Source organism: Marinilactibacillus sp. XAAS-LB27 (genome assembly GCF_036039175.1).
Lineage (GTDB): Bacteria > Bacillota > Bacilli > Lactobacillales > Carnobacteriaceae_A > Marinilactibacillus.
The window spans coordinates 516183-540729 of record NZ_JAYXKP010000001.1; the positions used below are offsets into that span (position 1 = coordinate 516183).

20 protein-coding genes are annotated in these 24547 nt (G+C 38.1%); all 20 read right to left on the reverse strand.

Annotated elements, in window-relative coordinates:
• Positions 1-78: 78 nt before the first annotated feature.
• Positions 79-1245 (reverse strand): molecular chaperone DnaJ, encoded by a 1167-nt coding sequence (gene dnaJ, locus VXN63_RS02520; RefSeq protein ID WP_327756385.1) that lies wholly within the window; start codon positions 1243-1245, stop codon positions 79-81.
• A gap of 174 nt (positions 1246-1419) precedes the next feature.
• Entirely contained in the window at positions 1420-3255 is a 1836-nt protein-coding gene (gene dnaK / locus VXN63_RS02525; RefSeq protein WP_327756386.1) for a molecular chaperone DnaK, read from the reverse strand.
• 52 nt (positions 3256-3307) lie between these two features.
• Positions 3308-3844, reverse strand: coding sequence for a nucleotide exchange factor GrpE (gene grpE / locus VXN63_RS02530; protein WP_327756387.1), 537 nt, complete (start codon positions 3842-3844; stop codon positions 3308-3310).
• Positions 3845-3866: 22 nt separating this feature from the next.
• Positions 3867-4895, reverse strand: coding sequence for a heat-inducible transcriptional repressor HrcA (hrcA, locus tag VXN63_RS02535; RefSeq protein ID WP_327756388.1), 1029 nt, complete (start codon positions 4893-4895; stop codon positions 3867-3869).
• Between the two features lie 162 nt (positions 4896-5057).
• Positions 5058-6014, reverse strand: a complete 957-nt coding sequence (ribF, locus tag VXN63_RS02540; RefSeq protein ID WP_327756389.1) for a riboflavin biosynthesis protein RibF — start codon at positions 6012-6014, stop codon at positions 5058-5060.
• A gap of 8 nt (positions 6015-6022) precedes the next feature.
• Positions 6023-6940: a tRNA pseudouridine(55) synthase TruB gene (gene truB, locus VXN63_RS02545; RefSeq protein ID WP_327756390.1), complete on the reverse strand. Its 918-nt coding sequence runs from the start codon at positions 6938-6940 to the stop codon at positions 6023-6025.
• A gap of 160 nt (positions 6941-7100) precedes the next feature.
• A complete protein-coding gene (rbfA, locus tag VXN63_RS02550) occupies positions 7101-7451 on the reverse strand; it encodes a 30S ribosome-binding factor RbfA (protein WP_327756391.1) in 351 nt (116 codons plus the stop codon).
• 72 nt (positions 7452-7523) lie between these two features.
• Complete coding sequence (gene infB / locus VXN63_RS02555) at positions 7524-9893, reverse strand: translation initiation factor IF-2 (protein WP_327756392.1); 2370 nt, start codon at positions 9891-9893, stop codon at positions 7524-7526.
• A 21-nt stretch (positions 9894-9914) separates the two neighbouring features.
• Positions 9915-10214, reverse strand: a complete 300-nt coding sequence (locus tag VXN63_RS02560; RefSeq protein ID WP_225744132.1) for a L7Ae/L30e/S12e/Gadd45 family ribosomal protein — start codon at positions 10212-10214, stop codon at positions 9915-9917.
• Positions 10207-10500, reverse strand: coding sequence for an RNase P modulator RnpM (gene rnpM, locus VXN63_RS02565; RefSeq protein ID WP_327756393.1), 294 nt, complete (start codon positions 10498-10500; stop codon positions 10207-10209). Before rnpM ends, VXN63_RS02560 begins: the two co-directional genes overlap by 8 nt.
• An 83-nt stretch (positions 10501-10583) precedes the next feature.
• Positions 10584-12026: a transcription termination factor NusA gene (nusA, locus tag VXN63_RS02570; protein ID WP_327756394.1), complete on the reverse strand. Its 1443-nt coding sequence runs from the start codon at positions 12024-12026 to the stop codon at positions 10584-10586.
• 58 nt (positions 12027-12084) lie between these two features.
• Complete coding sequence (rimP, locus tag VXN63_RS02575; protein WP_327756395.1) at positions 12085-12555, reverse strand: ribosome maturation factor RimP; 471 nt, start codon at positions 12553-12555, stop codon at positions 12085-12087.
• A 190-nt stretch (positions 12556-12745) separates the two neighbouring features.
• Positions 12746-17077, reverse strand: coding sequence for a PolC-type DNA polymerase III (locus tag VXN63_RS02580; protein ID WP_327756396.1), 4332 nt, complete (start codon positions 17075-17077; stop codon positions 12746-12748).
• 169 nt (positions 17078-17246) lie between these two features.
• Positions 17247-18956 carry a proline--tRNA ligase gene (locus VXN63_RS02585; protein WP_327756397.1) on the reverse strand — a complete coding sequence of 570 codons (1710 nt, stop codon included), beginning with the start codon at positions 18954-18956 and terminating at the stop codon, positions 17247-17249.
• Between the two features lie 21 nt (positions 18957-18977).
• Positions 18978-20237 carry an RIP metalloprotease RseP gene (gene rseP / locus VXN63_RS02590; RefSeq protein WP_327756626.1) on the reverse strand — a complete coding sequence of 420 codons (1260 nt, stop codon included), beginning with the start codon at positions 20235-20237 and terminating at the stop codon, positions 18978-18980.
• Positions 20238-20265: 28 nt separating this feature from the next.
• Entirely contained in the window at positions 20266-21048 is a 783-nt protein-coding gene (locus tag VXN63_RS02595) for a phosphatidate cytidylyltransferase (protein WP_327756398.1), read from the reverse strand.
• A gap of 23 nt (positions 21049-21071) precedes the next feature.
• Positions 21072-21812: an isoprenyl transferase gene (locus tag VXN63_RS02600; protein WP_327756399.1), complete on the reverse strand. Its 741-nt coding sequence runs from the start codon at positions 21810-21812 to the stop codon at positions 21072-21074.
• 391 nt (positions 21813-22203) lie between these two features.
• On the reverse strand, positions 22204-22761 hold the full coding sequence (gene frr / locus VXN63_RS02605) for a ribosome recycling factor (protein WP_327756400.1): 558 nt from the start codon (positions 22759-22761) through the stop codon (positions 22204-22206).
• Positions 22754-23485, reverse strand: coding sequence for a UMP kinase (gene pyrH, locus VXN63_RS02610; RefSeq protein WP_327756401.1), 732 nt, complete (start codon positions 23483-23485; stop codon positions 22754-22756). The genes frr and pyrH overlap by 8 nt, the downstream gene beginning before the upstream one ends.
• Positions 23486-23630: 145 nt before the next feature.
• Positions 23631-24515: a translation elongation factor Ts gene (gene tsf / locus VXN63_RS02615; protein WP_327756402.1), complete on the reverse strand. Its 885-nt coding sequence runs from the start codon at positions 24513-24515 to the stop codon at positions 23631-23633.
• Between the last annotated feature and the right edge of the window lie 32 nt (positions 24516-24547).

A 24547-nucleotide genomic window follows, 5' to 3' on the forward strand; every position in this document is an offset into this window, starting at 1 on the left:
ACCAACGATGAGAATAGAGTACAATCAAATTCAAAAACATATAATAAAGAGACGGCTACTTAGCCGTCTCTTTACTGATTATTTGTGTTTATCTTTGAATACATCTTTCACTTTTGAAAAAAACGTACCTTCATCTTGCTCTACAACTTCATCATAGTCACTGACTTGGGCAAATTTTCTCAATTGTTCTGCTTGTTGATCGTTGATATCTTTTGGTATTTCTACATTGATAGTAATATGTTGATCGCCATTTCCTGTACCACGTAAGCGCGGTGCACCTTTTCCTCTTAAACGGAAAGTTGTACCTGGCTGTGTTCCAGCAGGAATCTTGAATTTCACTTTTCCATGAACGGTTGGTACTTGAAGTTCATCTCCAAGTGCTGCTTGAACCATATTAATTGGTAATTCATAATAGATTTCGGCTCCACGTCGATCAAAATCTTTTGATCCCGCTACTCTGAATACAACATATAAGTCACCGTAAGGTCCGCCATTTTTCCCTGTATCTCCTTGGCCTTGAAGACGCATTTGGTTTCCGTCTTCTACTCCTGCAGGAACCGTTACTTTAACAGAGTGTTGCTCTTTCGTATGACCAGAACCGTGACAAACTTCACATTTTTCTTTGATTTCTTGCCCAGTACCATTACATGTCGGACACGCTTGTTGTGTCATTACACGACCAAAAGGTGTGTTACGTTCAACATTGATTGCACCTGCTCCACCACATTGAGAACATGTCTGAGGACTCGTTCCTGGTTTTGCACCATCTCCGCCACAGTTATGACACTCTTCTTCTCTCTTATAGCGTACAGTAGTTTCTTTACCAAAGATGGCTTCTTCAAATTTCAAGTCCAACACATATTGCAAGTCGTCTCCTTGCATAGGTGCATTAGGATTTCTAGAGCGTCTTCCGCCTCCGCCGAAGAACTGATCGAAGATATCTTCAAATCCGCCTCCGCCAAAGCCGCCGGCGCCTCCACCGAATCCACCGCCAAAACCGCCACCAGCTCCAAAATTTGGATCTGTTGAAGCGTGGCCGTATTGATCATATGCAGCACGTTTTTGATCGTCGCTCAATACTTCATAAGCTTCCGTGATTTGCTTGAATTTCTCGTCAGCATTTGCTTCTTTACTGATATCTGGATGATGCTTTTTGGATAATTTTCTGTAGGCCTTTTTTATTTCGTCTTTCGAGGCATCTTTAGATACCCCTAATAGATCATAAAAATCTTCTTTTCCTGCCATTTTGATCCTCCATACTCTTGAGAGTTACTAGATGTTCTGCTTCTATATCACTATACTACAATCCGAATAAAAAGCCAAAAGCACTAAGCTTTGGCTTTTTATCTTGCAGACTATTCGGTTTATTTAATGAATAAGTTGGATTGCAATTCAGATAAGTTTTTAAAGAAATCTTGATTATTCTTCGTCGTCGACTTCTTCAAATTCAGCATCTACAACACCATCGTCAGAAGGTTCTGATTGAGCTCCAGCATCTTGTCCTTCAGCTTCTGCTTGTTGAGCAGCCGCTTGTTCGTAAAGTTTCACTGACATCTCTTGAACGATTTCATTTAAAGCATCTCTCTTCGCTTTAATTTCTTCAAGATCATCATTTTCTAAAGCTGTTTTCAGTTCATCACGAGCTTCTTCAGCTTTTTTAACGTCCGCTTCGTCGACTTTACCATCTAGATCTTTAAGGGTTTTGTCGATTTGGAAAACAAGTTGATCAGCTTCATTGCGGATTTCAACTTCTTCTTTACGTTTTTTGTCTGATTCAGCGTTTTCTTCTGCTTCTTTAACCATACGTTCGATTTCTTCATCTGAAAGGCCTGAAGAGGATTTGATCGTAATGTTTTGTTCTTTACCAGTACCTAGATCTTTTGCAGATACATTTACAATACCATTTTTATCAATATCGAATTTAACTTCGATTTGAGGTACACCACGAGGTGCTGCAGGAATATCTGTTAATTGGAAACGACCTAAAGTTTTGTTGTCTTTAGCCATTGGGCGCTCACCTTGTAATACGTGTACATCAACTGCTGGCTGGTTATCCGCTGCTGTTGAGAAGGTTTGAGCTTTACTTGTTGGGATCGTAGTGTTGCGATCAATCAGTTTAGTAAATACGCCACCCATTGTTTCAATACCTAGAGATAATGGTGTAACATCTAATAAGACGATATCTTTAACGTCACCCGAGATAACTCCACCTTGGATAGCTGCTCCCATTGCTACAACTTCATCAGGGTTAACAGAGCGGTTAGGTTCTTTGTCTGTTTCTTTTTTAACTGCATCTACAACAGCTGGAATACGAGTTGATCCACCAACCAAGATAACTTGATCGATATCCGATTTTGAAAGTCCAGCATCTTTAAGTGCTTGACGAACTGGATGTTTTGTTCTTTCAACTAGGTCATCTGTGATTTCATCGAATTTAGCACGCGTTAATGTGATTTCCAAGTGTAATGGACCAGCATCTCCTGCGCTGATGAATGGCAAGCTGATTTGAGTTGAAGAAACACCTGATAAGTCTTTTTTAGCTTTTTCAGCAGCATCTTTCAAACGTTGTAAAGCCATTTTATCTTTAGCTAAATCTACGCCGTTTTCTTTTTTGAATTCAGCAACAAGGTAATCGATAATTTTTTCGTCAAAGTCATCCCCACCTAGTAAATTATCTCCAGAAGTAGACAATACTTCAAAGACACCGTCTCCTAATTCAAGGATAGAAACATCGAATGTTCCGCCGCCTAAGTCAAATACAAGAATTTTTTCATCTGTATCTACTTTGTCTAAACCATAAGCTAGTGAAGCAGCAGTCGGCTCGTTAACGATACGATCAACTTCTAATCCAGCGATTTTACCTGCATCTTTAGTTGCTTGACGTTGTGAGTCATTAAAGTAAGCTGGTACAGTAATAACTGCATTTGTTACTTCTTCACCAAGATAATCTTCAGCGTAAGCTTTTAAGTGTTGAAGAATAAAAGCAGAAACTTGTTGAGGAGAATATTCTTTTCCTTCAGCTTCAACTGTATAGTTTTCACCCATATGACGTTTAATTGAAATCACAGTGTTCGGGTTAGTGATTGCTTGTCTTTTAGCAACTTCCCCTACTTGAATTTCGCCATCTTTGAAAGAAACAACTGAAGGAGTCGTACGGTTTCCTTCTTTGTTAGGAATGATCTTAGATTCTCCACCTTCAAGAACTGCTACAGCAGAGTTTGTTGTTCCTAAATCAATACCAATAATTTTACCCATTATAATCTCACCTTTGCTTCTTAATATTTTTGTTTTTCTATAGCTTTAACAATTAAAGTGTTACGGTTACTTTCGCCGCACGTAAAACACGGTCATTTAATTTATATCCTTTTTCAAAAACTTGTGCAACAACATTGCTGTCTTGACCTTCTTGAGCAGGCACTTGAGTGTATGCTTCATGGAAGTTTGGATCAAATGGCTGACCTTCAGCTTCAATCACTTCAATACCTTCTGATTTTAGCGCATGGTTCATACTTTCTACAACCATTTCAATTCCTTTTTTCAAGTTCTTTCCAGCTTCATCTTCAACTTCAATGGTTAATGCACGTTCCAAATTATCTAACGCTGGTAACAATTGCTTTGCCAGATCCTGAGAACGGTAGCGAGTAGCTTGTTCTCTTTCTCTTTGGTTTCTCTTTTGAATGTTTGCTAGTTCTGCTTGAAGTCGGATATAACGGTCTTGAACTTCTTCTAATTCTTGTTTTGTTTTTTCAAGTTCTTCTTGAACTGGATCAAGTTCAACTTGTTCTGTTTCATCTTCTGTCGCTTCAACTTCTTGATCTAAAATTTCTTCGTTATTATCTTCCATATATAGTCCCTCACTTTAAACATTATTCTAGATAAAATCTGAGTAAATTAGCTGATAATTGCTTTCTGAATGCTTCTAATACACCAAAAGTTTGGTCGTAAGGCATACTTGTCGGCCCGAGAACAGCTATTATTCCATCCCCATGACCGTCCACTTTGTAAGTAGCCGTGACTAAGCTGAATTCATCAAACAATTCGTGATTGAGTTCACTACCGATCTTCACTTCAAAATCTTCTGTTACGCGACTTAAAATCGTGTTCAGATCCAGATCGTTATCTAGCAATTCATACAAAGACTTCAACTTTTTCCTATCCATGTTTTCAGTGAAATCAAGTAGATTCATTTTCCCTGAAACATGCAGCCGTTCTTCTTGTGACTCACCAAAGACAGTTTGAATGGTCATCAACATATCTGAAGCAGTGGCAGCGTACTTGTTGACCAGCAGTGGTATATCGTTTTGAAGTTTCTGATAAACCTCATATAGCGACCTTCCCACTAAATGCTGGTTAAAAATGTTCGTCACTTTTTCGATATCTGACTCATTGACGTATTCAGGTATCTGGAAAACTGTGTTTTCTATTGCACCCGTATCCGTTTGAATGATGGCCATAACTTGTTGATGATTCAGTAATACAAGTCTGAAACCAGTTAATTTACTTGTCTTTCCTTGAGGTCCAAGAACGAAAGCTGTGTAACTTGTTAGCTGCGACAATAATTGAGCGGACTGATGAAACAAATCATCCATCTGACGTACATGACTATCAAATGTATTATTGATCATAACAATCTGATCTTGTTCGACCTTTTTTGGACGAATGAGATGATCGACATAAAATCGATAACCTTTCAAAGAAGGTACCCTACCCGAAGACGAATGCGTCTTTTCGATAAAGCCCATTTTCTCAAGATAACTCATTTCATTCCGAATCGTTGCAGAACTCGCATCGATATTTGTTTCGTCGACTAATCTTTTTGAACCAACAGGCATACTTGTTGTTGTGTATATCCTGATGATTGTCTCCAGAATAGCCAACTGTCTCTTTGTCAACATGTGCATCATCTCCCTAAGCACGCTAGAGACATCTATAATTTCAATCATTTAATAGTAGAGACCTAAAGTCTTCCACCTTAACACTTTCATTAAATTAGCACTCGACATAACCGAGTGCTAACACAACTATAATTTAACAAATGATCCTTAACTTGTCAACTATTAAATTTGATTTATTTTGACCTTTGATAAAATAGCTCTAGATTCTTTTTCATCAAGAATGAGTTGATCAATCAATCCTTCTTTGGATTCATATTTCACTTCATCTCTCAAGTACTTAACCCATTTGATTCGAACATTTTCACCATATATTTCTTTTTTGTAATCGAAAATGTTTACTTCAACAGAGATATCTTTCCTATAGCCGAATGTCGGGTTGTAACCAATCGAAGCCATTCCATCATGCCATACGTCATCCACAAACATCTTAACTGCATACACTCCAATTCTGGGCATAAAGACGTCTGGATCTGATAAGACATTCGCTGTTGGATAGCCAATTGTACGCCCTCTAGCATCTCCATGGATTACGAAGCCTGAGGTTTCATAAATATAGCCTAAAAGATCATTTGCTTCGTCCATGTTACCTTCAACAATACACTTTCTAATACGAGTAGAACTGATTTTCTGTTCAGACGCCAATTGTTTTTGCACTTGATGAATTTCAAATCGACCTTTAGCAAATTGATCTAGATTGTCCATATTAGCAATGTCTGCTTTACCATAAGTGTAGTCAAAGCCTGCTACGACTGCCTTAGCATTCCACCCCACGATATACTGATCCACAAATTCTTGTGGCGCTAAAGTACCAAAGCTTGAAGTGAAATCTACTTCATATAAAATATCAATACCTGTCTGCTCAAGTAGTTCTTCTTTTCTCTTTATAGGTGTCAAATAATAATGATACTCTGGATCAAATTTTCTATATACAAATGCAGGATGGCGGTTAAACGTCATCATAGCTGCTTTTATGCCTTTTTCTTTTGCTAATTTTACACCTGTTTCAATAACGGCTTTATGTCCTTTATGAATACCATCGAAAAACCCTAGTATTAATACAATATCGTCTGGAAAAATAGCTGATGGATCATAAGGATGATGGATCTTGATAATTTTCATACGTTCACCTACACTTCTGTTCTCAATACTTTGATTGGTTTGATCCTATCTAATTTTGTTGGATGTTCTGAATAAATCGCAACAGCTTTGCTGTCTTTATAAAAAACAATTGGAAACTCTGAAAAAATTGGTAATTCTGATTTCATGAAAACTGTTCCGTTTTTCACTTTACTCCATTCTTCTTCAGACAATTCGTAAGAAGGGAAAGACGTTAATGCAGATTCTAGAGGATTCAATATAGCTGAAAGATGATTTTCATCTACTGCTTCCTGCACCTGTCTCAAAGTGACCGCCTGAGCAGACCGATAGCCTCCGCTCTCTGTTCGTGTCAGATCCGACATATGTGCTGGATAGCCCAACAAGGCACCTGTATCAACGGCTAACGTACGAATATATGTCCCTTTACTACAAGAAACTTTAAATCTGAACGAGAGAGTCTCTTGCTCTTCATCTATGATGACATCTGACGTTCTTTCGTAACTGTGAATAGTCACTTGTCTCGAAGGTCTCTCAATTACTTCTCCAGCTCGAGCATATTCATACAATCTTTTTCCGTTCACTTTCACTGCTGAATACATCGGTGGGGTTTGTGTGATTTCTCCTGTTAGAGATGTAATGGCTTTATCGATAGCTCCCTGTGACAATTGAAGATCTACCGCTTTTCTATCAACGATTTCTCCTGAACGGTCTTCTGTAGTTGTAGAGTAACCTAATGTTACTTCACCTTCATATGTTTTACCCGTATTCACCATATACTCTAGTACTTTTGTCGCTTTACCAATAGCAATAGGCAATACACCTTCTACATCCGGATCCAGTGTGCCAGAGTGGCCGACCTTTTTAGTCTTTAATATTTTTCTCAGTTTATATACGCAATCATGACTTGTCATGCCCTTTTCTTTCCATAAAGGTATGATCCCCTCCATGTTCATTCCTCCAATACTCAATGTTTCTATTATAGCATATCTCTATGTAAAGTGATTGAACGTGGAAAAAGAGAATCACTGCCAGTTAAGACAATTGACTCTCTTTCCACTTCAATCAATTATGATTCGATTGTGATTTATTATTCAAATGAACGTTGGATCAATCTTCTTTTTTTAATTGATTCAATAATTCATCAATGTGACTTCCGTAAGCTACGGATTCATCACGAGCAAAGAATAACTCTGGTGTTTTGTGAATAGACAGACGACTTCCAAGTTCTTTTCTGATTAAACCTTTAGCTTTTTCTAAGCCTTCTTGAGTATCAGTAACAGTCTTTTCATCATCTTTCAACGTACTATAATAGACTTTAGCTTGTTGTAGGTCTCCGGTAACTTCAACATCTGTTATCGTAATTCCTTGAACACGAGGTTCTCTTACGCGCTTTTGCATAATATCGTTAATTTCTTTTTGAATTTCTTGGGAGACTCGCCCAACTCGATAATTTGGCATGTTTGCTCACCTATCCTTATATATGTTTTCTAGTTCAATCCATCATTATCATTGATGGCTGATACCATCATATTAGGATTTTCTTTCAATTTCAACCATTTCGAATGCTTCAACAACATCGTCAACCTTGATATCGTTGTATCCTTCAATTGTAATACCACACTCGAAGCCTTTTTTAACTTCTTTCGCGTCATCTTTGAAACGTTTCAGACTAGACAATTCGCCTTCGAACTGAACGATTCCATTACGAACTAGACGGATAGAACTGCTACGTTTGATAACGCCATCACTGACGAAACATCCTGCAATCGTTCCAACTTTTGAAACAGCATACGTTTCACGAACTGTTGCTTGACCCGTAACTTGTTCTTCAAATTCAGGATCTAGCATACCTGTCATTGCAGCTTCGATCTCATCGATAGCATTGTAGATTACACGGTGTGTTCTGATATCTACTTCTTCACGAGAAGCACTTTCTTTTGCTTGAACCGTAGGACGAACGTTAAATCCGATTACGATAGCAGAACTAGCAGATGCTAATGTGACATCACTTTCGTTGATTGCACCAACTCCAGTGTGAATAATGTTCACTTTCGCGCCTTCTACTTCAATTTTCTTCAGACTTGAAGCTAGTGCTTCTACTGAACCTTGAACGTCCGCCTTAACGATAACGTTCACTTCTTTGATTTCGCCTTCTTCAAGACTTTCAAATAAGTTTTCAAGGGTAACTTTATTCATTTTAGAACGGTTAGCCTCAGTCGCAACGATGGCTCTTGATTCTCCAACCTGTCTAGCTGTTTTTTCGTCTTCAAAGACTACAAAACGATCTCCAGCTTGTGGTGTAGCATTTAACCCAGTAATCTCAACCGGCGTCGAAGGTGTTGCAGATTTAACTCTGCGTCCCTTGTCATTTGTCATCGTACGCACGCGACCAAATGTGTTTCCAACTACAATTGGATCTCCTTGAGAAAGTGTACCTTCTTGAACAAGTAATGTAGCAATAGGTCCTTTAGCTTTATCAAGTCTTGCTTCAATAACAGATCCGATTGATTGACGTGTAGGATCTGCTTTCAATTCTTCAACTTCTGCTACAAGTAAAACCATATCTAACAATTCATCTAGGTTTTTGTTGAATAGCGCTGAGATTTGAACGAAAATCGTATCGCCGCCCCAGTCTTCTGGAACAAGTTCGTATTCAGTTAACTCTTGCATAACGCGGTCTGGATTTGCTCCAGGTTTGTCGACTTTGTTTACTGCAACAATGATTGGTACTTGAGCAGCTTTAGCATGATTGATTGCTTCGACTGTCTGAGGCATAACCCCATCATCTGCAGCAACAACGATGATCGCGATATCTGTGATGTCTGCCCCTCTAGCACGCATTGTTGTAAACGCAGCATGGCCAGGAGTATCCAAGAAAGTGATCAACTTGCCATTTTCTTCAACTTGATAAGCACCGATATGCTGAGTGATTCCTCCAGCTTCTCCGCCAGTTACATTTGTATTACGCAATGTATCTAGTAAAGTCGTTTTACCGTGGTCAACGTGACCCATGATTGTTACCGTTGCTGGACGAGTAACAAGATTTTCTTCTACAACTTCTTTGTTGAAGAATGTATTGAAATCTGTTAGATCAACCTGAACTTTTTCTTCTGTTTCAATTCCATAATCAGAAGCCAGTAATTCAATCGTTTCGCTATCAAGTGATTGGTTTTGTGTTGCGACTACACCCATCATAAATAGTTTTTTAACGATTTCAGCTGGTTCACGGTGAATTTTTTTAGCAATATCTGCTACTGTATTTCCATCTGTATACTCAAGTACTTTAGGCAACTCTTTGTTTTTACGTGGAGTCGCTGGCACTTGTGAAGGTTGATGATTTTTCTTACCTTTACGTCTTCTTCCGCCTGCTGGTCCACCATTAATGCCGCGGTGCTGACGAGAGTTTCTTTTATTGGATTGCTGGAACTGTTGTTTTTGTTGCTCATCAGTTGTTCTCTTTTGAACTGCTGGAGCCGCCTTAGCTTGTGTTACTGGTTTTTTGTTATCAGTCGTTGATTTCTTCGTATCAGTATTCGATTTTTTTGGTGCTCTATTTTGAGATTGTATTTTGTTTTGTCCTTTACTGTTCTGAGATTTGTCAGTACCATTCTGATTTCCGTTCTGATTAGCAGCTGGTTTTCTGACAGAGTTGTTAGTATTGTTTGAATTAGAACGGTTTGTTTGTTTTGGAGCTTTATTCGTTTGATTATCTGCTGGCTTACTTGAAGCAGATGGCTGACTTTTTTGAGTGAAAGCTTTACTCAATTTATCAACATCTCCGTCATCCATAGATGACATATGGCTTTTATAATCGATGCCAAGCTCTTTTGCTTTTTCGATAATCTGCTTACTTTCGATATTCTTTTCTTTTGCGAATTCATAGACGCGTTTTTTGCCCATGCAATCACCTTCCTATTCCTATTATTGCAATTTTTGAAGGGACCGTGCAAATCCTCCGTCTGTAATGGCAGCGACTGTTCGTATTTTCCCAATAGCGTTTGATATCGCGTTTCTATCGAAATCTTCTCGCACTGGGATACTATAGTGCTCACATTTATTCAAAAATTGCTTTTTGGTATTTTCACTAGCGTCAGATGCCAATATGACAATCTTTGCTTGACGACTTCTAACTGCATTGAGAACGATCGCTTCCCCTGAAATCAGGTTACCCGAGCGCTGTGCCAAGCCTAATAAGTTTAGACTTTTTTGTACATTATCCATTTTTCAGTTCCATTCTAGCCTTCTGATACTCTACATACTCAAGCAATTCTTCGTAAAAGGCGTCTTCAACCTTAGCATTCAGTGCTTGGTTCAGCATTTGTTTGCTTTGAGCCTTTTTAACTAATTCGGGATCAAGTGAGATATAGGCACCTCTTCCGTTCTGCTTGCCAGTAGGGTCAAGAGACACTGTTCCTTCTTTGTCTCTGACAACACGTACCATATCTTTTTTTGGTTTCATTTCATTGGATGCAACACATTTTCTCATTGGTACTTTTCGTTGCCGCATAGTCATCCCACCTTTAATGATAACACTTTAAATCATTAATATTATCTATATCATAACTCAAACAAGCTTTTCAGTCGAATAAATTAAAACGATTCTTCATCTTCATCAGTATCTTGAGTTATTTCCTGAATTTCTTCCATTGACGCAGTAGAGTCTAACTCTTCATCCATGCCGTCACGTTGTTCAGCGTATTCAATCATATCTTCCATATCTTCTGGATTTAATTCGCCTTCTTCAAAATCAGTATCTTCGACAGGTTCACCCGGCTGATCCATATCTGGTGCTTCGTTAGCATAAAGATCAGAATTAACCGTTTCAGATGCGGATGCTTGAATATCGTCGATATCTTCAACTTCAACACCCTCAGTCGCTTCAAAAAATGAATCTTCAGCATTTTCCAATGCATCCACTTCTTGCTCTGCAACTTCTTCACCTTCGTTTAATGCCTCAAAGAATGAATCGTTTGTAAGTTCCTCTGATACTTCTTCCAATTCTTCCATATCACTTTCTGACTTGATATCAATTTTAAAACCAGTCAGCTTAGCAGCTAAACGAACATTTTGTCCTCTTTTACCAATTGCTAGAGACAGTTGGTAGTCTGGAACAACAATCACGCAGCTTTTGTTTTCTTTATCAAACATCACTTCAACAACTTGTGCTGGGTTCAATGCATTTTTAATAAAGACTGATGGATCTTCGTCCCACTCAACGATATCCATGTTTTCACCATTCAACTCATTTACGATTGCTTGTACACGAGCACCTTTAGGTCCGACACAAGTTCCAACCGGATCAACGTTCTCGTCACGTGACATCACAGCAATTTTAGAACGATCTCCTGCTTCACGTGCAATTGAGATGATTTCTACTGTTCCATCAAAGATTTCAGGAACTTCTTGCTCAAAAAGGCGTTTGATCAGATTTGGATGTGTTCTACTTACAAAGACTTGAGGTCCTTTAGTAGAATTTTCCACATTACTCACATACACTTTGATTCTGTCGTGTGTGTTATAACGCTCATTTTCGATTTGATCACGTTTAGATAAAACAGCTTCAACTTTACCTAAGTTGATATAAATGAAGCGATTATCTTGTCTTTCAACTGTTCCTGTCATAAGATCATCAGCATATTCAATGTACTCGTTATAAACGATAGAACGTTCTGCTTCGCGCATTCTCTGCATGATGACTTGTTTTGCAGTTTGAGCTGCAATTCTACCGAAATTCTTTGGTGTCACTTCAAAGCGAATCTCGTCTCCAATTTCGTAAGCTTTGTTTATTTCTAAAGCATCCGTCAAACTAATCTCTAATTGAGAGTCATAGACTTCCTCAGACACTTCTCTTACTTGGTATACTTTAATATCACCATTGTCATCATCAAAAACAACTTCTACGTTTTGAGAAGTTCCGTAGTTTCTCTTGTAAGCAGAAACCAATGCGGCTTCTAATGCGTCTACTACGATTTCCTTGGAAATGCCTTTTTCTTTTTCAAGCGTTTCTAGGGCTGCCGCTAATTCTTTACTCATTTTACTACTCCCTTACTTATGAATGATTTATCTAAATTCCGTTATAGATCATCTGGTGTTAAAATTTGATTGCTAATCTTGCTTTCGCAATATTGGCTCTTTCGATAGTGAGTTCTTTTTCTCTTGTCTTGATTCTGATCACAAGTTTAATACTATCGTCTGTAACTTCTTTCAAAGTCCCCTCAAAGATGTTTTCTCCATCGATCTGCTGATACAATGATACATGAATATATTTTTCAACAGCATTTCTCAGGTCTTGGTCTTTTTTCAAAGGGCGCTCAGCACCAGGTGAAGACACTTCTAGATAATATGGATGAGGAATAGGATCCGTCTTCTGTGAATCCAGAGTTTCGCCGATTTTTTCGCTGAAACGAGTACAATCGTCGAGATCTATGCCACCATCTTTGTCGATATATATACGTAAGAACCAGTTCTTACCCTCTTTGACATACTCCACATCTACTAATTCATAACCCAATTCTGCAGCAACTGGATCGGCAATAGCTGTTACTTTATCTACTGTACTCAAAAAGCATCTCCTCTCAATAGTTGATTGTTAAATTTTTCATTAAAAAGAGTGAGCGGGATACGCTCACTCTCGAAGAATATTCCTTTACACACTAGTTATTTTAGCATAAATGGATTGCTCACGCAACTTGTGTGCGCTTCTCTGTAAAGAACAAGAAATGGTTTCAATCGCTTGCTCTTTTCTTATCTGATTAGATATCAAACAAAGACAATTGATTTTCATCAGGAAGATGCGTTAAGACACCATTAACATCCATATATTCAATAACGGTTTTAGAGACTTTACCTCTCTTAGACAAGTCTTCTTTGGATAGAAACGGACTAGCCTGTCTGGCATCAACGATTGCATTTGCTACGTTACCACCTAAAGATGGAATACATCTAAAGGGCGCAAGTAAAGCATTGTCTTCAATCAAAAAGTCTGAAGCATGCGATCTTTCTACATCAACCATTTTGAATTCATAGCCACGCTCTACCATTTCATTTGCAAGTTCAAGCACCGTTAACAAGTTTTTCTCTTTTGTAGATGCGTCCAAGCCTTTATCTGTAATTTCTTTCATTCTTGCTTTAATAGAAGCTTTTCCTTGTGCCATTGCCTGAAGATCAAAATCGCTGGCTCTAACAGAAAAATAAGCTGCATAATAATAGAGTGGGTGGTGAACTTTGAAGTAAGCGACTCGAAGTGCCATTAATACATAGGCTGCCGCATGGGCTTTCGGGAACATATACTTAATCTTCAAGCAAGAATCAATGTACCATTTGGGAACGTTATTCTCTCTCATGATCACTTGCCACTCATCTGGTATACCTTTACCTTTACGCACATGCTCCATTATCTGGAACGCGATACTGTCATCGATCCCTTTATGCTGCAGGTAAACCATAATATCATCTCGACATCCGATAACTTCTGCTAAAGGAATATCTTGTTGTCTAATCAATTCTTCAGCATTGCCGAGCCACACATCCGTACCATGAGAAAGTCCGGATATCTGTAGTAACTCCGCAAATGTCGTCGGTTTAGTCTGTTCAAGCATCTGACGAACGAATCTCGTACCAAACTCAGGTACACCTAATGTACCTGTCTTAGAAAAAATCTGACTTTCATCTACACCAAGAATCTCTGTACCACTGAACAATTTCATTACTCCAGGGTCATTTGGTGGGATGGTAACGGGATCAATTCCCGATAAATCCTGTAGCATTCTGATCATTGTTGGATCATCGTGACCAAGTATATCAAGTTTTAATACATTGTCATGGATAGAATGGAAATCGAAATGCGTTGTTTTCCAATTAGCATCCTGATCATCTGCTGGATACTGAATCGGAGAAAAGTCATACACATCCATATATTCTGGGATAACGATAATGCCTCCAGGGTGTTGCCCCGTTGTTCTTTTAACCCCTGTCACGCCTTTAGCAAGTCTATCGATCTCAGCCGAACGAATCGTCATCTGATTATCTCGTTCATACCCTTTTACAAAACCGAAAGCTGTTCGGTCTGCAATCGTTCCAATCGTTCCTGCTTTGTAGACATATTCATCTCCAAAGAGTTCTTTTGTGTAATGATGCGCTTTAGACTGGTATTCTCCGGAAAAGTTCAAATCAATATCGGGTACCTTATCTCCATTGAAACCTAAGAACGTCTCAAATGGAATATCTTGACCATCGGTAACCAGTTGAGCTTCACAGTGCGGACATTTTTTAGGCGGTAAATCGAACCCAGAACCGATTTCTCCTTCAGTGAAGAATTCAGAATGCTGACACGCTGGACAACGGTAATGTGGTGGCATAGGGTTTACTTCTGTTATCCCTGTCATCGTCGCCACAAAGCTTGAACCAACTGACCCCCTGGAACCAACCAAGTATCCATCATTCACACTTTTATGAACCAGTTTTTGTGAGATCAAATAAATCACTGAGAATCCATTCCCGATAATACTATCTAACTCTTTTTCAAGACGTTTTTCTATAATCTCCGGAAGAGGGTTTCCATATAATCGATGAGCCTCATTGTAACTCATGTCCCGAATCTCTTGCTCTGATCCTTCCATTTTTGGAGTGAACAAGTCTTGTTTAACTGGTGAAATACCATCATCGATTTTATCCGCAATCATGTGACTATTCGTCACAACCACTTGTTTCGCAACAGCTTTTCCAAGGAACGATAAGTCTTCTAACATTTCTCCTGTTGTTCTGAAATGAACGGTCGGATTTTTCGACTTTTTAAATCCACCCTTATTTAAAGTTTCCAGTAAAATATCTCTATAAATAGAATCTTCAGGATTCAAATAGTGAACATTCCCTGTGGCAACTACAGGTATATCTAGTTCTTTACCAATTTGAACAATATTCGATAAAATATCCTCTAAATCTTTTTCGCTATTAACCATTTCTCTGTCTAGTAAATGATCATAAGCCCCTTTTGGCATGATTTCAAGATAGTCATAATGATGTGCTAACTTTTTAGCTTCGTCATAACCTTTTTGCATCATAGCCTCAAACACTTCACCTTGCGCACATCCAGATCCAACAATCAGCCCTTCTCTATATTTTTCTAGAAGGGAACGAGGCACTCGAGGAACACGGTAAAAGTATTCTGTAAGTGAAGCAGAAATCAGTTTGAAGAGATTTTTCAATCCTTTTTGAGATTGCGCCAGTATGGTGACATGGCTAGGTCTCGTTCTTTTATATGCGTCCCCTTGTCCCATATAATCATTTAATTGATGATGAGATCCGATAGAATACTCTTCGGCTGCTTCTTTTAGAAATGCCCAGAGCAAATGAGCCGTTGTTTCAGCATCATAGATTGCACGGTGATGTTGCTCCAAGGCGACGCCATATCGTTTAGCTAAAGTATTCAGTCGGTGTGTTTTAAATGTTGGATGAAGAAATCTAGATAGTTCAAGCGTATCGATTACAGGTAGTTTGGTTACGGGCATATCATTTTTTTGATACGCAGTATTCAAGAACCCCATATCGAAACTCGCATTATGTGCGACAAGTATTGTGTTTTCACTAAAGGCCTTAAAACCTTCTAAAACTTCTGCTTCTGTTTTTGATCCTCTAACCATATCATCCGTGATCCCAGTCAGATTAATTGTCGTATCTGACAAGGGGTGTCCTGGATCTATAAATTCCTGGAACTCTCCAATGACATTTCCTTTATGCAGCTTCACAGCAGCTAACTCAATAATATTATCGTAAATTGCCGACAAGCCTGTTGTCTCCACATCGAATACAACATAAGTAGCTTCTTGAAGGTCTTCCTCAACAGCATTGTAAGCAATTGGAACACCATCATCTACTAAATTAGCCTCTAATCCGTAGATGACCTTAACATTGTTTTTCTTACCTGCAGAATGCGCATCTGGATAAGACTGGGCAACACCGTGATCTGTTATGGCAATGGCTTTGTGCCCCCATCTAGCTGCTTGTTCAACTAAATCTGTTGCACTAACAGTAGCATCCATCTGACTCATCGTAGTATGCGCGTGTAATTCGACTCTTTTTTCATCATCTGGTTCGGTGTCTTTTCGTGATTCATGATTTGTCTCCTGTACATCTTGAGCATTTACTACAAGATCTCTCATGAAGGTATCTTCTTGGACACTCCCTCTGACTTTTAACCACATACCTTTTTTAAAATTTTCAAAAATCTCTTCATCAGAGGCATTGTTTGAGAATTTCTTACAAGTAAAAGAAGAAGTATAATCTGTAACTTTAAATATCAGTAGTTTACGTTTAGATCTGAGTTCTCTCACTTCAACATCAAATACGTATCCTTCTATTGTTACGCTTCGTTCTTCTTCAAATATTTCACTCATTTGTTTCACAGGTTCATTATTTTGAATATTTCTACCCAACTTGATTGGACCTGAAGGAGCAGAATCTTTTTTCTTTTCTTTGTTAATTGTAGCCTGTTCGATGTTTTTAGTTAATCGTTCAGCAAGTTGAAGGTCTTCTTCTTCTTTTTGAAGTTTGAAAGCAGTTAACTTTTCATCACTTAATTTTTCATCAACCATCGGTACAATTTTGAAGTGTTTAGGAAAACCCATTTTGATATATTGTGCTTCGATTTTAGGGAAAAACTCTTCTGAGAACTTTTCTTTGGTCAGCTCATGTTCAATATAAAACAAAACTTTTTTACCGTTTAAAACGGGATAGCCATTTTCAAACATATCATTACATAAAGGAGAATCGATCTCACTGGCCTGACAAGCAGCTTTCCAATACTGAACCAATTTTTCTTCTGTAATATTTGGATTTTCTGTCGTAATAGACAATTGAATTTCTGCGATTTCTTTGAATCCTCTTTGAAGATTATCTTTTAACTGAATAAACGTCTCAAAAGGTAAAAGATCTGGAAATTTCAGGGTTATATGCCATACTTTCGACTGTTTGCGGACAACGACTGATTCGACTTCTCCATTACCAAGAACAAGATTCTGATCTGGTGTAGGATGAAAATTGATCTGTTCAAGAAGTGTCTTGAATAGTTCCGTTTGATTTAAACTCAAAATACTTGCCTTCTTTCCTGAAACGTAGTGACAAATAAAAGGAGAATCCTTTCATAAGTTTAAAATCCTTTCCACCGAAAAGTAGGTGTCTTATAGATAAAATCCTATAAGACACTCTCTTCATAATAGAAAGTCTTTAACAACTACTCTGGTTTCTCCTGATATGTTTTTATTTATTATGATTTAAAATACTTAATGTGTCCATAAGATCATCTTTCATGATCTCAACCATTTCTCCGCTTTTTCTGAAAGTCACTTCTACGATTCCTTCAGAAGCTTTTTTACCAACGGTTATCCTAACAGGAATACCAATCAGTTCAGCATCTGTAAATTTAACGCCTGGACGTTCTATTCTATCATCAATCAATACCGATAACTGTTCTTTTTCAAGAACTTCATATAATTCCTGCGCTAATTCTCTTTGCGCGTCATCTTTCATTTGAATCGGAATAATGTGTACATCAAACGGCGCGATGGCTTTTGGCCATACAAGTCCTTTTTCATCTGCATATTGTTCCGCAACAGCCGATAAGAGACGACTGACCCCAATACCGTAACTACCCATGATGACAGGTGTTTGTCTTCCGTTATTATCAAGCACGGTTGCATTCATTGATTCTGAGTAACGTGTACCTAACTTAAAGATGTGACCAATTTCGATTCCTTTTGTGAATTGTAGTCTTCCTTCACCGTCAGGGGCTAATTCGTTCTCAGCTACGATTCGAATGTCTGCATAGTGATCTGGTTTGAAATCTTCTCCAGGATTGACGTTCTTATAGTGTTTGCCTTCTTGGTTTGCTCCAGAAACGGCATTCGAAATATCTTGAACATATAAATCAGCTACGACAGTTACTTCTTCCGTCAAGTCGACCGGTCCAACGTAACCCGCTACTGTCTTGAATAATGTTGTAATTTGTTCTTCTGTAGCTGGCTCCACTTCTTGAGCTTCTACAATTGTACGTAGCTTCACTTCATTCACTTCATGGTCTCCACGAACAATCGCTAATACTGGTCTTTCATCGTTTGTTACATAAAGAACAGATTTTAATACTTGATCCAGATTTACACCTAAGAACGCTGCAACATCACTTACTGTTTTTGTATCTGGCGTGTCCACTAATTCTTTTCCATGTTGGACAGTTGTTTTAGGAGAAGATTTGTACAAGCTTGTAGCCATTTCTAGATTTGCAGCATATTCGCTGGAATCCGAATACACGACAACATCTTCGCCAGAATCAGCTAAAGCCATAAATTCAATGGAATCTTTTCCACCCATTGCTCCAGCATCACCGATGATTGAACGGAAATTTAATCCAATTCTTGTGAATGCATTAGAGTATGCTTGCGAAATCGCATTGTAAGACTCATCCAGACTTTCATAACTATCGTGGAATGTGTATGCATCCTTCATGATGAATTCACGCCCACGCATCAAGCCAAATCTAGGTCTTTTTTCATCGCGGAATTTCGTTTGGAATTGATAAAGCATTAAAGGTAGTTTTTTATAAGACTTGATTTCATCTCTGATCAAGCTCGTAAACGTTTCTTCATGCGTAGGCCCAAGGATAAAGTCTCTCTCGTGACGATCCTGTAACTTGATCAGATCTTCTCCGTATGTTTCATATCTTCCTGACTCTTTCCATAAATCTGCAGGAATTAATGTTGGAAGTAGCATTTCTGATCCATCAATATGATCCATTTCTTCTCTAATAATGGACTTGATGTTCTCAAGAACACGGTTTGCTAGCGGAAGATAAGTATAAATACCAGACGAAATCTGTCTGATATATCCTGCTCTGAGTAATAACTGATGACTAATAACATCCGCATCATTTGGTGTATCTCTAAGTGTTGGTGCAAAAATTCTTGATTGTTTCATTGTTTTTGTCTCCTTCAAGTACTAATTTAAGAAAAATGTTTGAATATCGTTCCACGTGACAGCTAGCATCAGGAGAAGCAAGAAACCCACGCCAATAAGCGTAATAATACCTTCTTTTTCTTCACTGATCGGCTTTTTCCGAATACCTTCTACAATATTGAGTAACAACTTACCGCCATCTAAAGCAGGAATGGGTAGAAGGTTCATAATTCCCAAGTTGACACTCAAAAATCCTATCCACCTTACAATACCAAATAAACCACTTTGAACAACTGTCTGAGTTGTCGCATAGATTGCAACCGGTCCTCCTAGTTGGTCAAGGCTGAATCCCCCGGTTAAAAACGAACCTAAAATTGTCAGAATTTGAATCACAAGAGATACGGGTTGAGTGAATCCGTAAGTGATTTTACTCCAGAACGATTGATCCATAGAGGAAGCAATCCCAATCACTGCACCTTCTTGATTTTCACTGGCTTCAGGAGTAACGGTTGTTTCTGAAATTGTTCCGTCAGTTTTTTCTACTTCAAAATCAAGTTCAGTATCAGGTGAAGCTGAAATTACCGTTACCATTTCTCTCCATGAGTCTACTTCGGTTCCATCGATTGAAAGAACTCTATCGCCATCCTCAAGTCCAGCTTCTGCAGCTGGCATATCAGGTGCAACCTCACCAATAACAGCTTCTTCTGATGGTACGCCTCCCTGTAAAAAGGCTAGAAGGATAAAAGCTACGATTGCTAAAATAAAGTTATTTAACGGTCCAGCAAAATTGGTCAACATTCTATTAGGAAGGGATGCTGACTGGAATTGACGTTTTCTAGGTGCAATTTGAAGAATTGTTCCGTCTTTTTCCACTAAAAGAGCTGTCTCAGAAACAGTAAAAGTTTGAATTTCTTCTTGACCTTCGGCTCTCCCAGCAATAAACAACTGATCTTCAAGATCAAAACTAGTCACTTCAATTGGCAAACTATCTACGTTTTGTACTTTATTTTGTATATCTATTTTCTCTACTTGATTCTGTTTATTTAAGAACAGGGAAACCGGCATACCTGCTCTCAGATCGGCTTCTTCTTCATAACCAGCCATTCTGACATATCCACCAACTGGTAATAGTCTGATTGTATAAGTTGTTTCTCCTTTTCTATGGAAAAAGATTTTCGGTCCAAACCCAATCGAAAATTCTCTGACCAGAATACCGGCCCTTTTAGCAAAGTAAAAATGCCCAAATTCATGAACAACAACAATTATTCCGAATACTAGTAAAAAGACCAATATATTTTGAATCATCTCTATTCTCCTTTAAGATCTACGATTAAACCAATCCCATAATAAATATCATGGATAAAACAAATATCAAGCTATCAAATCGATCAAAAATCCCACCGTGTCCGGGAAGGATATTCCCAGAGTCTTTTGTTCCAAAGTGTCGTTTGATTGCAGATTCGATTAAATCACCAATCTGACCTGCTATAGAAAGAATCACAATTAATGGAATAACGACAATTAATGAATACGTCGAAGGGAAAAACAACAGATAAATTATAGAGATTAGTAGTGAAATCACTACCCCACCAATAGATCCTTCTACGGTTTTATTTGGCGAAATAGACGGCGCTAATTTGTGCTTCCCTATTTTTCTACCAACCAGATAAGCTCCCGTATCTGTAGAATAGATGATAATCAAAGATAAAATGAGTAAGTGAAGATTGTTTTCTCTAGTCAATATAAAGGAATGGAATCCGGTACCTAAATATAGTATACCCATGAAAGAAACACCGACATCTTCAATCGTATAATCTTTAACAATCAATGTGAGTCCTAGTAAAAGAACAATGAAAAACGCGAAAACTGAACCATTCTGAGACAATTCCGGCAAAAGCTCATGGACACGTGAATATAAGATAATGTAAATTAAAGCTAGTGAAGATATACCTGTCGGAATCGATAATGGCTCGATTCCTTTCATCTGATGTATTTCTATTAGAGCTGTAATGGCTAATAAAACAATGAATGCTTCTAATACCCATGAACCGATCCAGATGATCGGTACAAAAAATAGTAATGCGATAATGGCTGTTAAAGAACGTTGTACCATCCGTCTCCTCCTGAATTTCTTTTTTAAAGTGCTCCGTAGCGACGGCTTCTGTTTTGATAATCTAGCAAAGCTTCGTCTAGAATATCTCCTGTAAAATCTGGCCAGAATAATTTTGAAAAATAGAATTCACTATAGGCATTTTGCCAGAGTAGAAAATTGCTTAACCTTTGTTCTCCACTACTTCTGATCAACAGATCAACCTCATCATAAGGTTGTATCGAACGTGTAAGCAGTTCGCCTTGCAATACGTCTTCTGTGATATCTTTTCTATTCAATTCTCCGCTCAAGACTTTATCCACAACTGATTTAGTGGCTTCAACGATTTCCGATCTTCCACCATAGTTGAATGCGAAGTTTAGAATCATTCCTGTATTATCCTTAGTCTCACTGATTGCTTTTTCAATTGAACGTTTTGTTGGACCCGGCACTTTATCCTTGAATCCTATCATATTTACTTTAATATTGTTCTCCTGAAGTTCAGGCACAAATCGATCAAAGAAATTAACAGGAAGTTGCATAAGAAATTTCACTTCTTGCGGTGGTCTCTTCCAGTTCTCAGTAGAAAAAGCATACAAGGTCAAGACTTTGACGCCTCTTTCACTCGCACGTATCGAGACACGTCTGATCGCTTCCATGCCTTCTTGATGACCTTCTTTACGGTCTTTCCCTGTCTTTTGCGCCCAGCGACCGTTACCATCCATAATAACAGCAACGTGATCTGGAATAAATTTATTATCTTTAATGAATTGTGGTTGATCTCCCACATCAAAACCTCCAAGTATTCAATATACATCTATTCTATTGTAGTAAATAATCCTTTAAATTACCACATCAAATATATAAAATTACTATAAGGATTCTTTGTGTCGTGCAAATTCATGCTTTAATACAAGGGGAAATGCCTGTATAAATCTTTAGATTATTAAATCAGCTCTTTATTTGATATACTATTTATAGTATATCTTTGAACAATCTTAAGGAGGCGTTTAAGCATGAAACAGAATTTTAAAAAATATATTATTGGGTTAATTATTACAACTATCGTGACTAAATTAGTCAATAAGTATATTATTGATAAACTATAAACCTTTACTCACTTTATGTAAATAAAACAAAGAATGCAAGGAGATTTATAAAAAATCTCCTTGCATTTTTTTATACGTCTAAAATTTCTTTTTCTTTTTCTTCAGATAATTTGTCGATTGCAGCAACGCTGCTGTTGGTAACTTTTTGAACTTCTTCTTCATAGTCATGAAGATCGTCCTTAGTTAACTCTCCATTTTTCTCTGCTTTTTTCAACGCATCTATTGCATCGCGACGAATATTACGAATAGAAATTTTAGCGTTTTCTGCTTCTTTACCTACTTGTTTAGCAATTTCTTTTCTTCGCTCTTCAGTAAGCGCTGGAACAACCAGACGAATCACTGTTCCGTCACTTGAAGGTGGAATACCTATGTCAGACTGATTCAATGCCTTTTCAATGTCTCCAACTGAACTTTGATCATAAGGTGTGATCAATAGTACTCTAGCTTCAGGAACTGAAATTTGAGCTAATTGATTAAGTGGTGTTTCTGCACCATAATATTCAACATTCACTCTATTCAGTAGGCTTGGATTCGCTCTTCCAGCTCTAATTGAACCTAATTCACGTACATAAGATTGCTCTGCTTTTTTCATTCTTGATTGTGTGTCTTTTAATATTGCATCACTCATCATGTGTCCTCCTAACAGTTGTTCCGATATTTTCTCCTAATACTGCTCTTTTGATATTACCTGTTTCATTTAAATTGAATACAACTAGTGGCATGTCATTATCCATACTTAACGATGAAGCTGTTGTGTCCATTACTTGTAGTGACTGATTGATAATTTCTAAATAAGTCAGTTTTTCGTATTTAACAGCAGTCGCATCTTTATTCGGATCAGCTGAGTAAATACCATCAACGTTGTTCTTGGCCATCATGATTACATCAGCATTGATTTCAGCTGCTCTTAAAGCTGCAGTAGTATCTGTTGAAAAATACGGACTACCAATTCCACCTGCAAAAATAACTACACGACCTTTTTCAAGGTGACGAATCGCTTTTCTACGGATATATGGTTCAGCAACTTGTCTCATTTCAATAGAAGTCTGAACACGTGTCGGTACACCATTGTTTTCAAGACAATCTTGTAAGGCTAAAGCGTTCATCACTGTAGCAATCATACCCATATAATCAGCTTGAGAACGTTCCATACCCATTTCAGAGCCTACATGGCCTCTCCATATGTTCCCGCCGCCAACGACGATGGCCATTTCAATACCTAGATCATGTACTTCTTTGATCTCTTGGCAGATTTCGTCAATAGTTGGAGGTTGAATACCAAAACCAGAGTCTCCAGCCAATGCTTCTCCACTTAATTTTAAAACAATTCTTTTATATTTAGGTTCTAACATCTTATTCCCTCCATCAGTCATACAGGACTAGTTTACCATATTCCATCTTGCTGGTCATTACAAAAAAAGGCTTTTATATGTATCAGACTCTAAAAAAGGCAGGAACGCTAATTACTACGTTCCCACCCATTTTAAAGACTATGCCTTATTTTTTAGCTAGTTGGCTTTGTACTTCAGCAGCAAAATCTTCAGAACGTTTTTCAATTCCTTCTCCAACTTCATAACGGATGAATGATTTGATTGTTGCGCCATTCTCTTTCAAATATTGACCAACAGTTTTGTCTGAATCTTTAACGTAAGGCTGATCTACAAGACTGATTTCAGCTAACCATTTGCTTAAACGGCCTTGGACCATTTTTTCAACGATATTAGCTGGTTTACCTTCGTTTTTAGCTTGTTCTGAAAGCACGCTTAATTCGTGATCGCGTGTTTCTTGAGGCACTTCATCACGAGTGATGTATTTAGGGTTGATTGCTGCAATGTGCATAGCAACATTACGAGCGATCTCTTCGTTATCAGTTCCTTCAACAAGTGCAAGAACTGTAATACGTCCACCCATGTGCTCATAGTCACCGAAAACTTGGTTGTCAGTTTTTTCTAAACGAGCGAAACGACGTAGAGTAATTTTCTCTCCGATTGTTTGAGTTGCTTCAGTAATGACAGCTCCAACAGTTTCACCATTCATTTCAACTTCCAATGCTTCTTCAACAGTAGCAGGGTTGTTTTCAACGATTGATTTAGAAATACCTTTAACAAGGTTTTGGAATTTTTCATTTTTAGAAACAAAGTCAGTTTCAGAGTTAATCTCAGCAATTGCTGCAGAGTTTCCTGCTGCATAAACGTTTGCTAATCCTTCAGCCGCGATACGGTCTGCTTTTTTAGCTGCTTTAGAAACACCTTTTTCGCGTAGGTAATCTACCGCTGCGTTTAAATCTCCGTCTGTTTCTACAAGTGCTTTTTTAGCGTCCATCATTCCAACGCCTGTTTTGTCGCGCAATTCTTTTACTTGAGCTGCTTTAATGTTTGCCAATGTTTTTCCTCCTAATCGAATTGTACCTAATT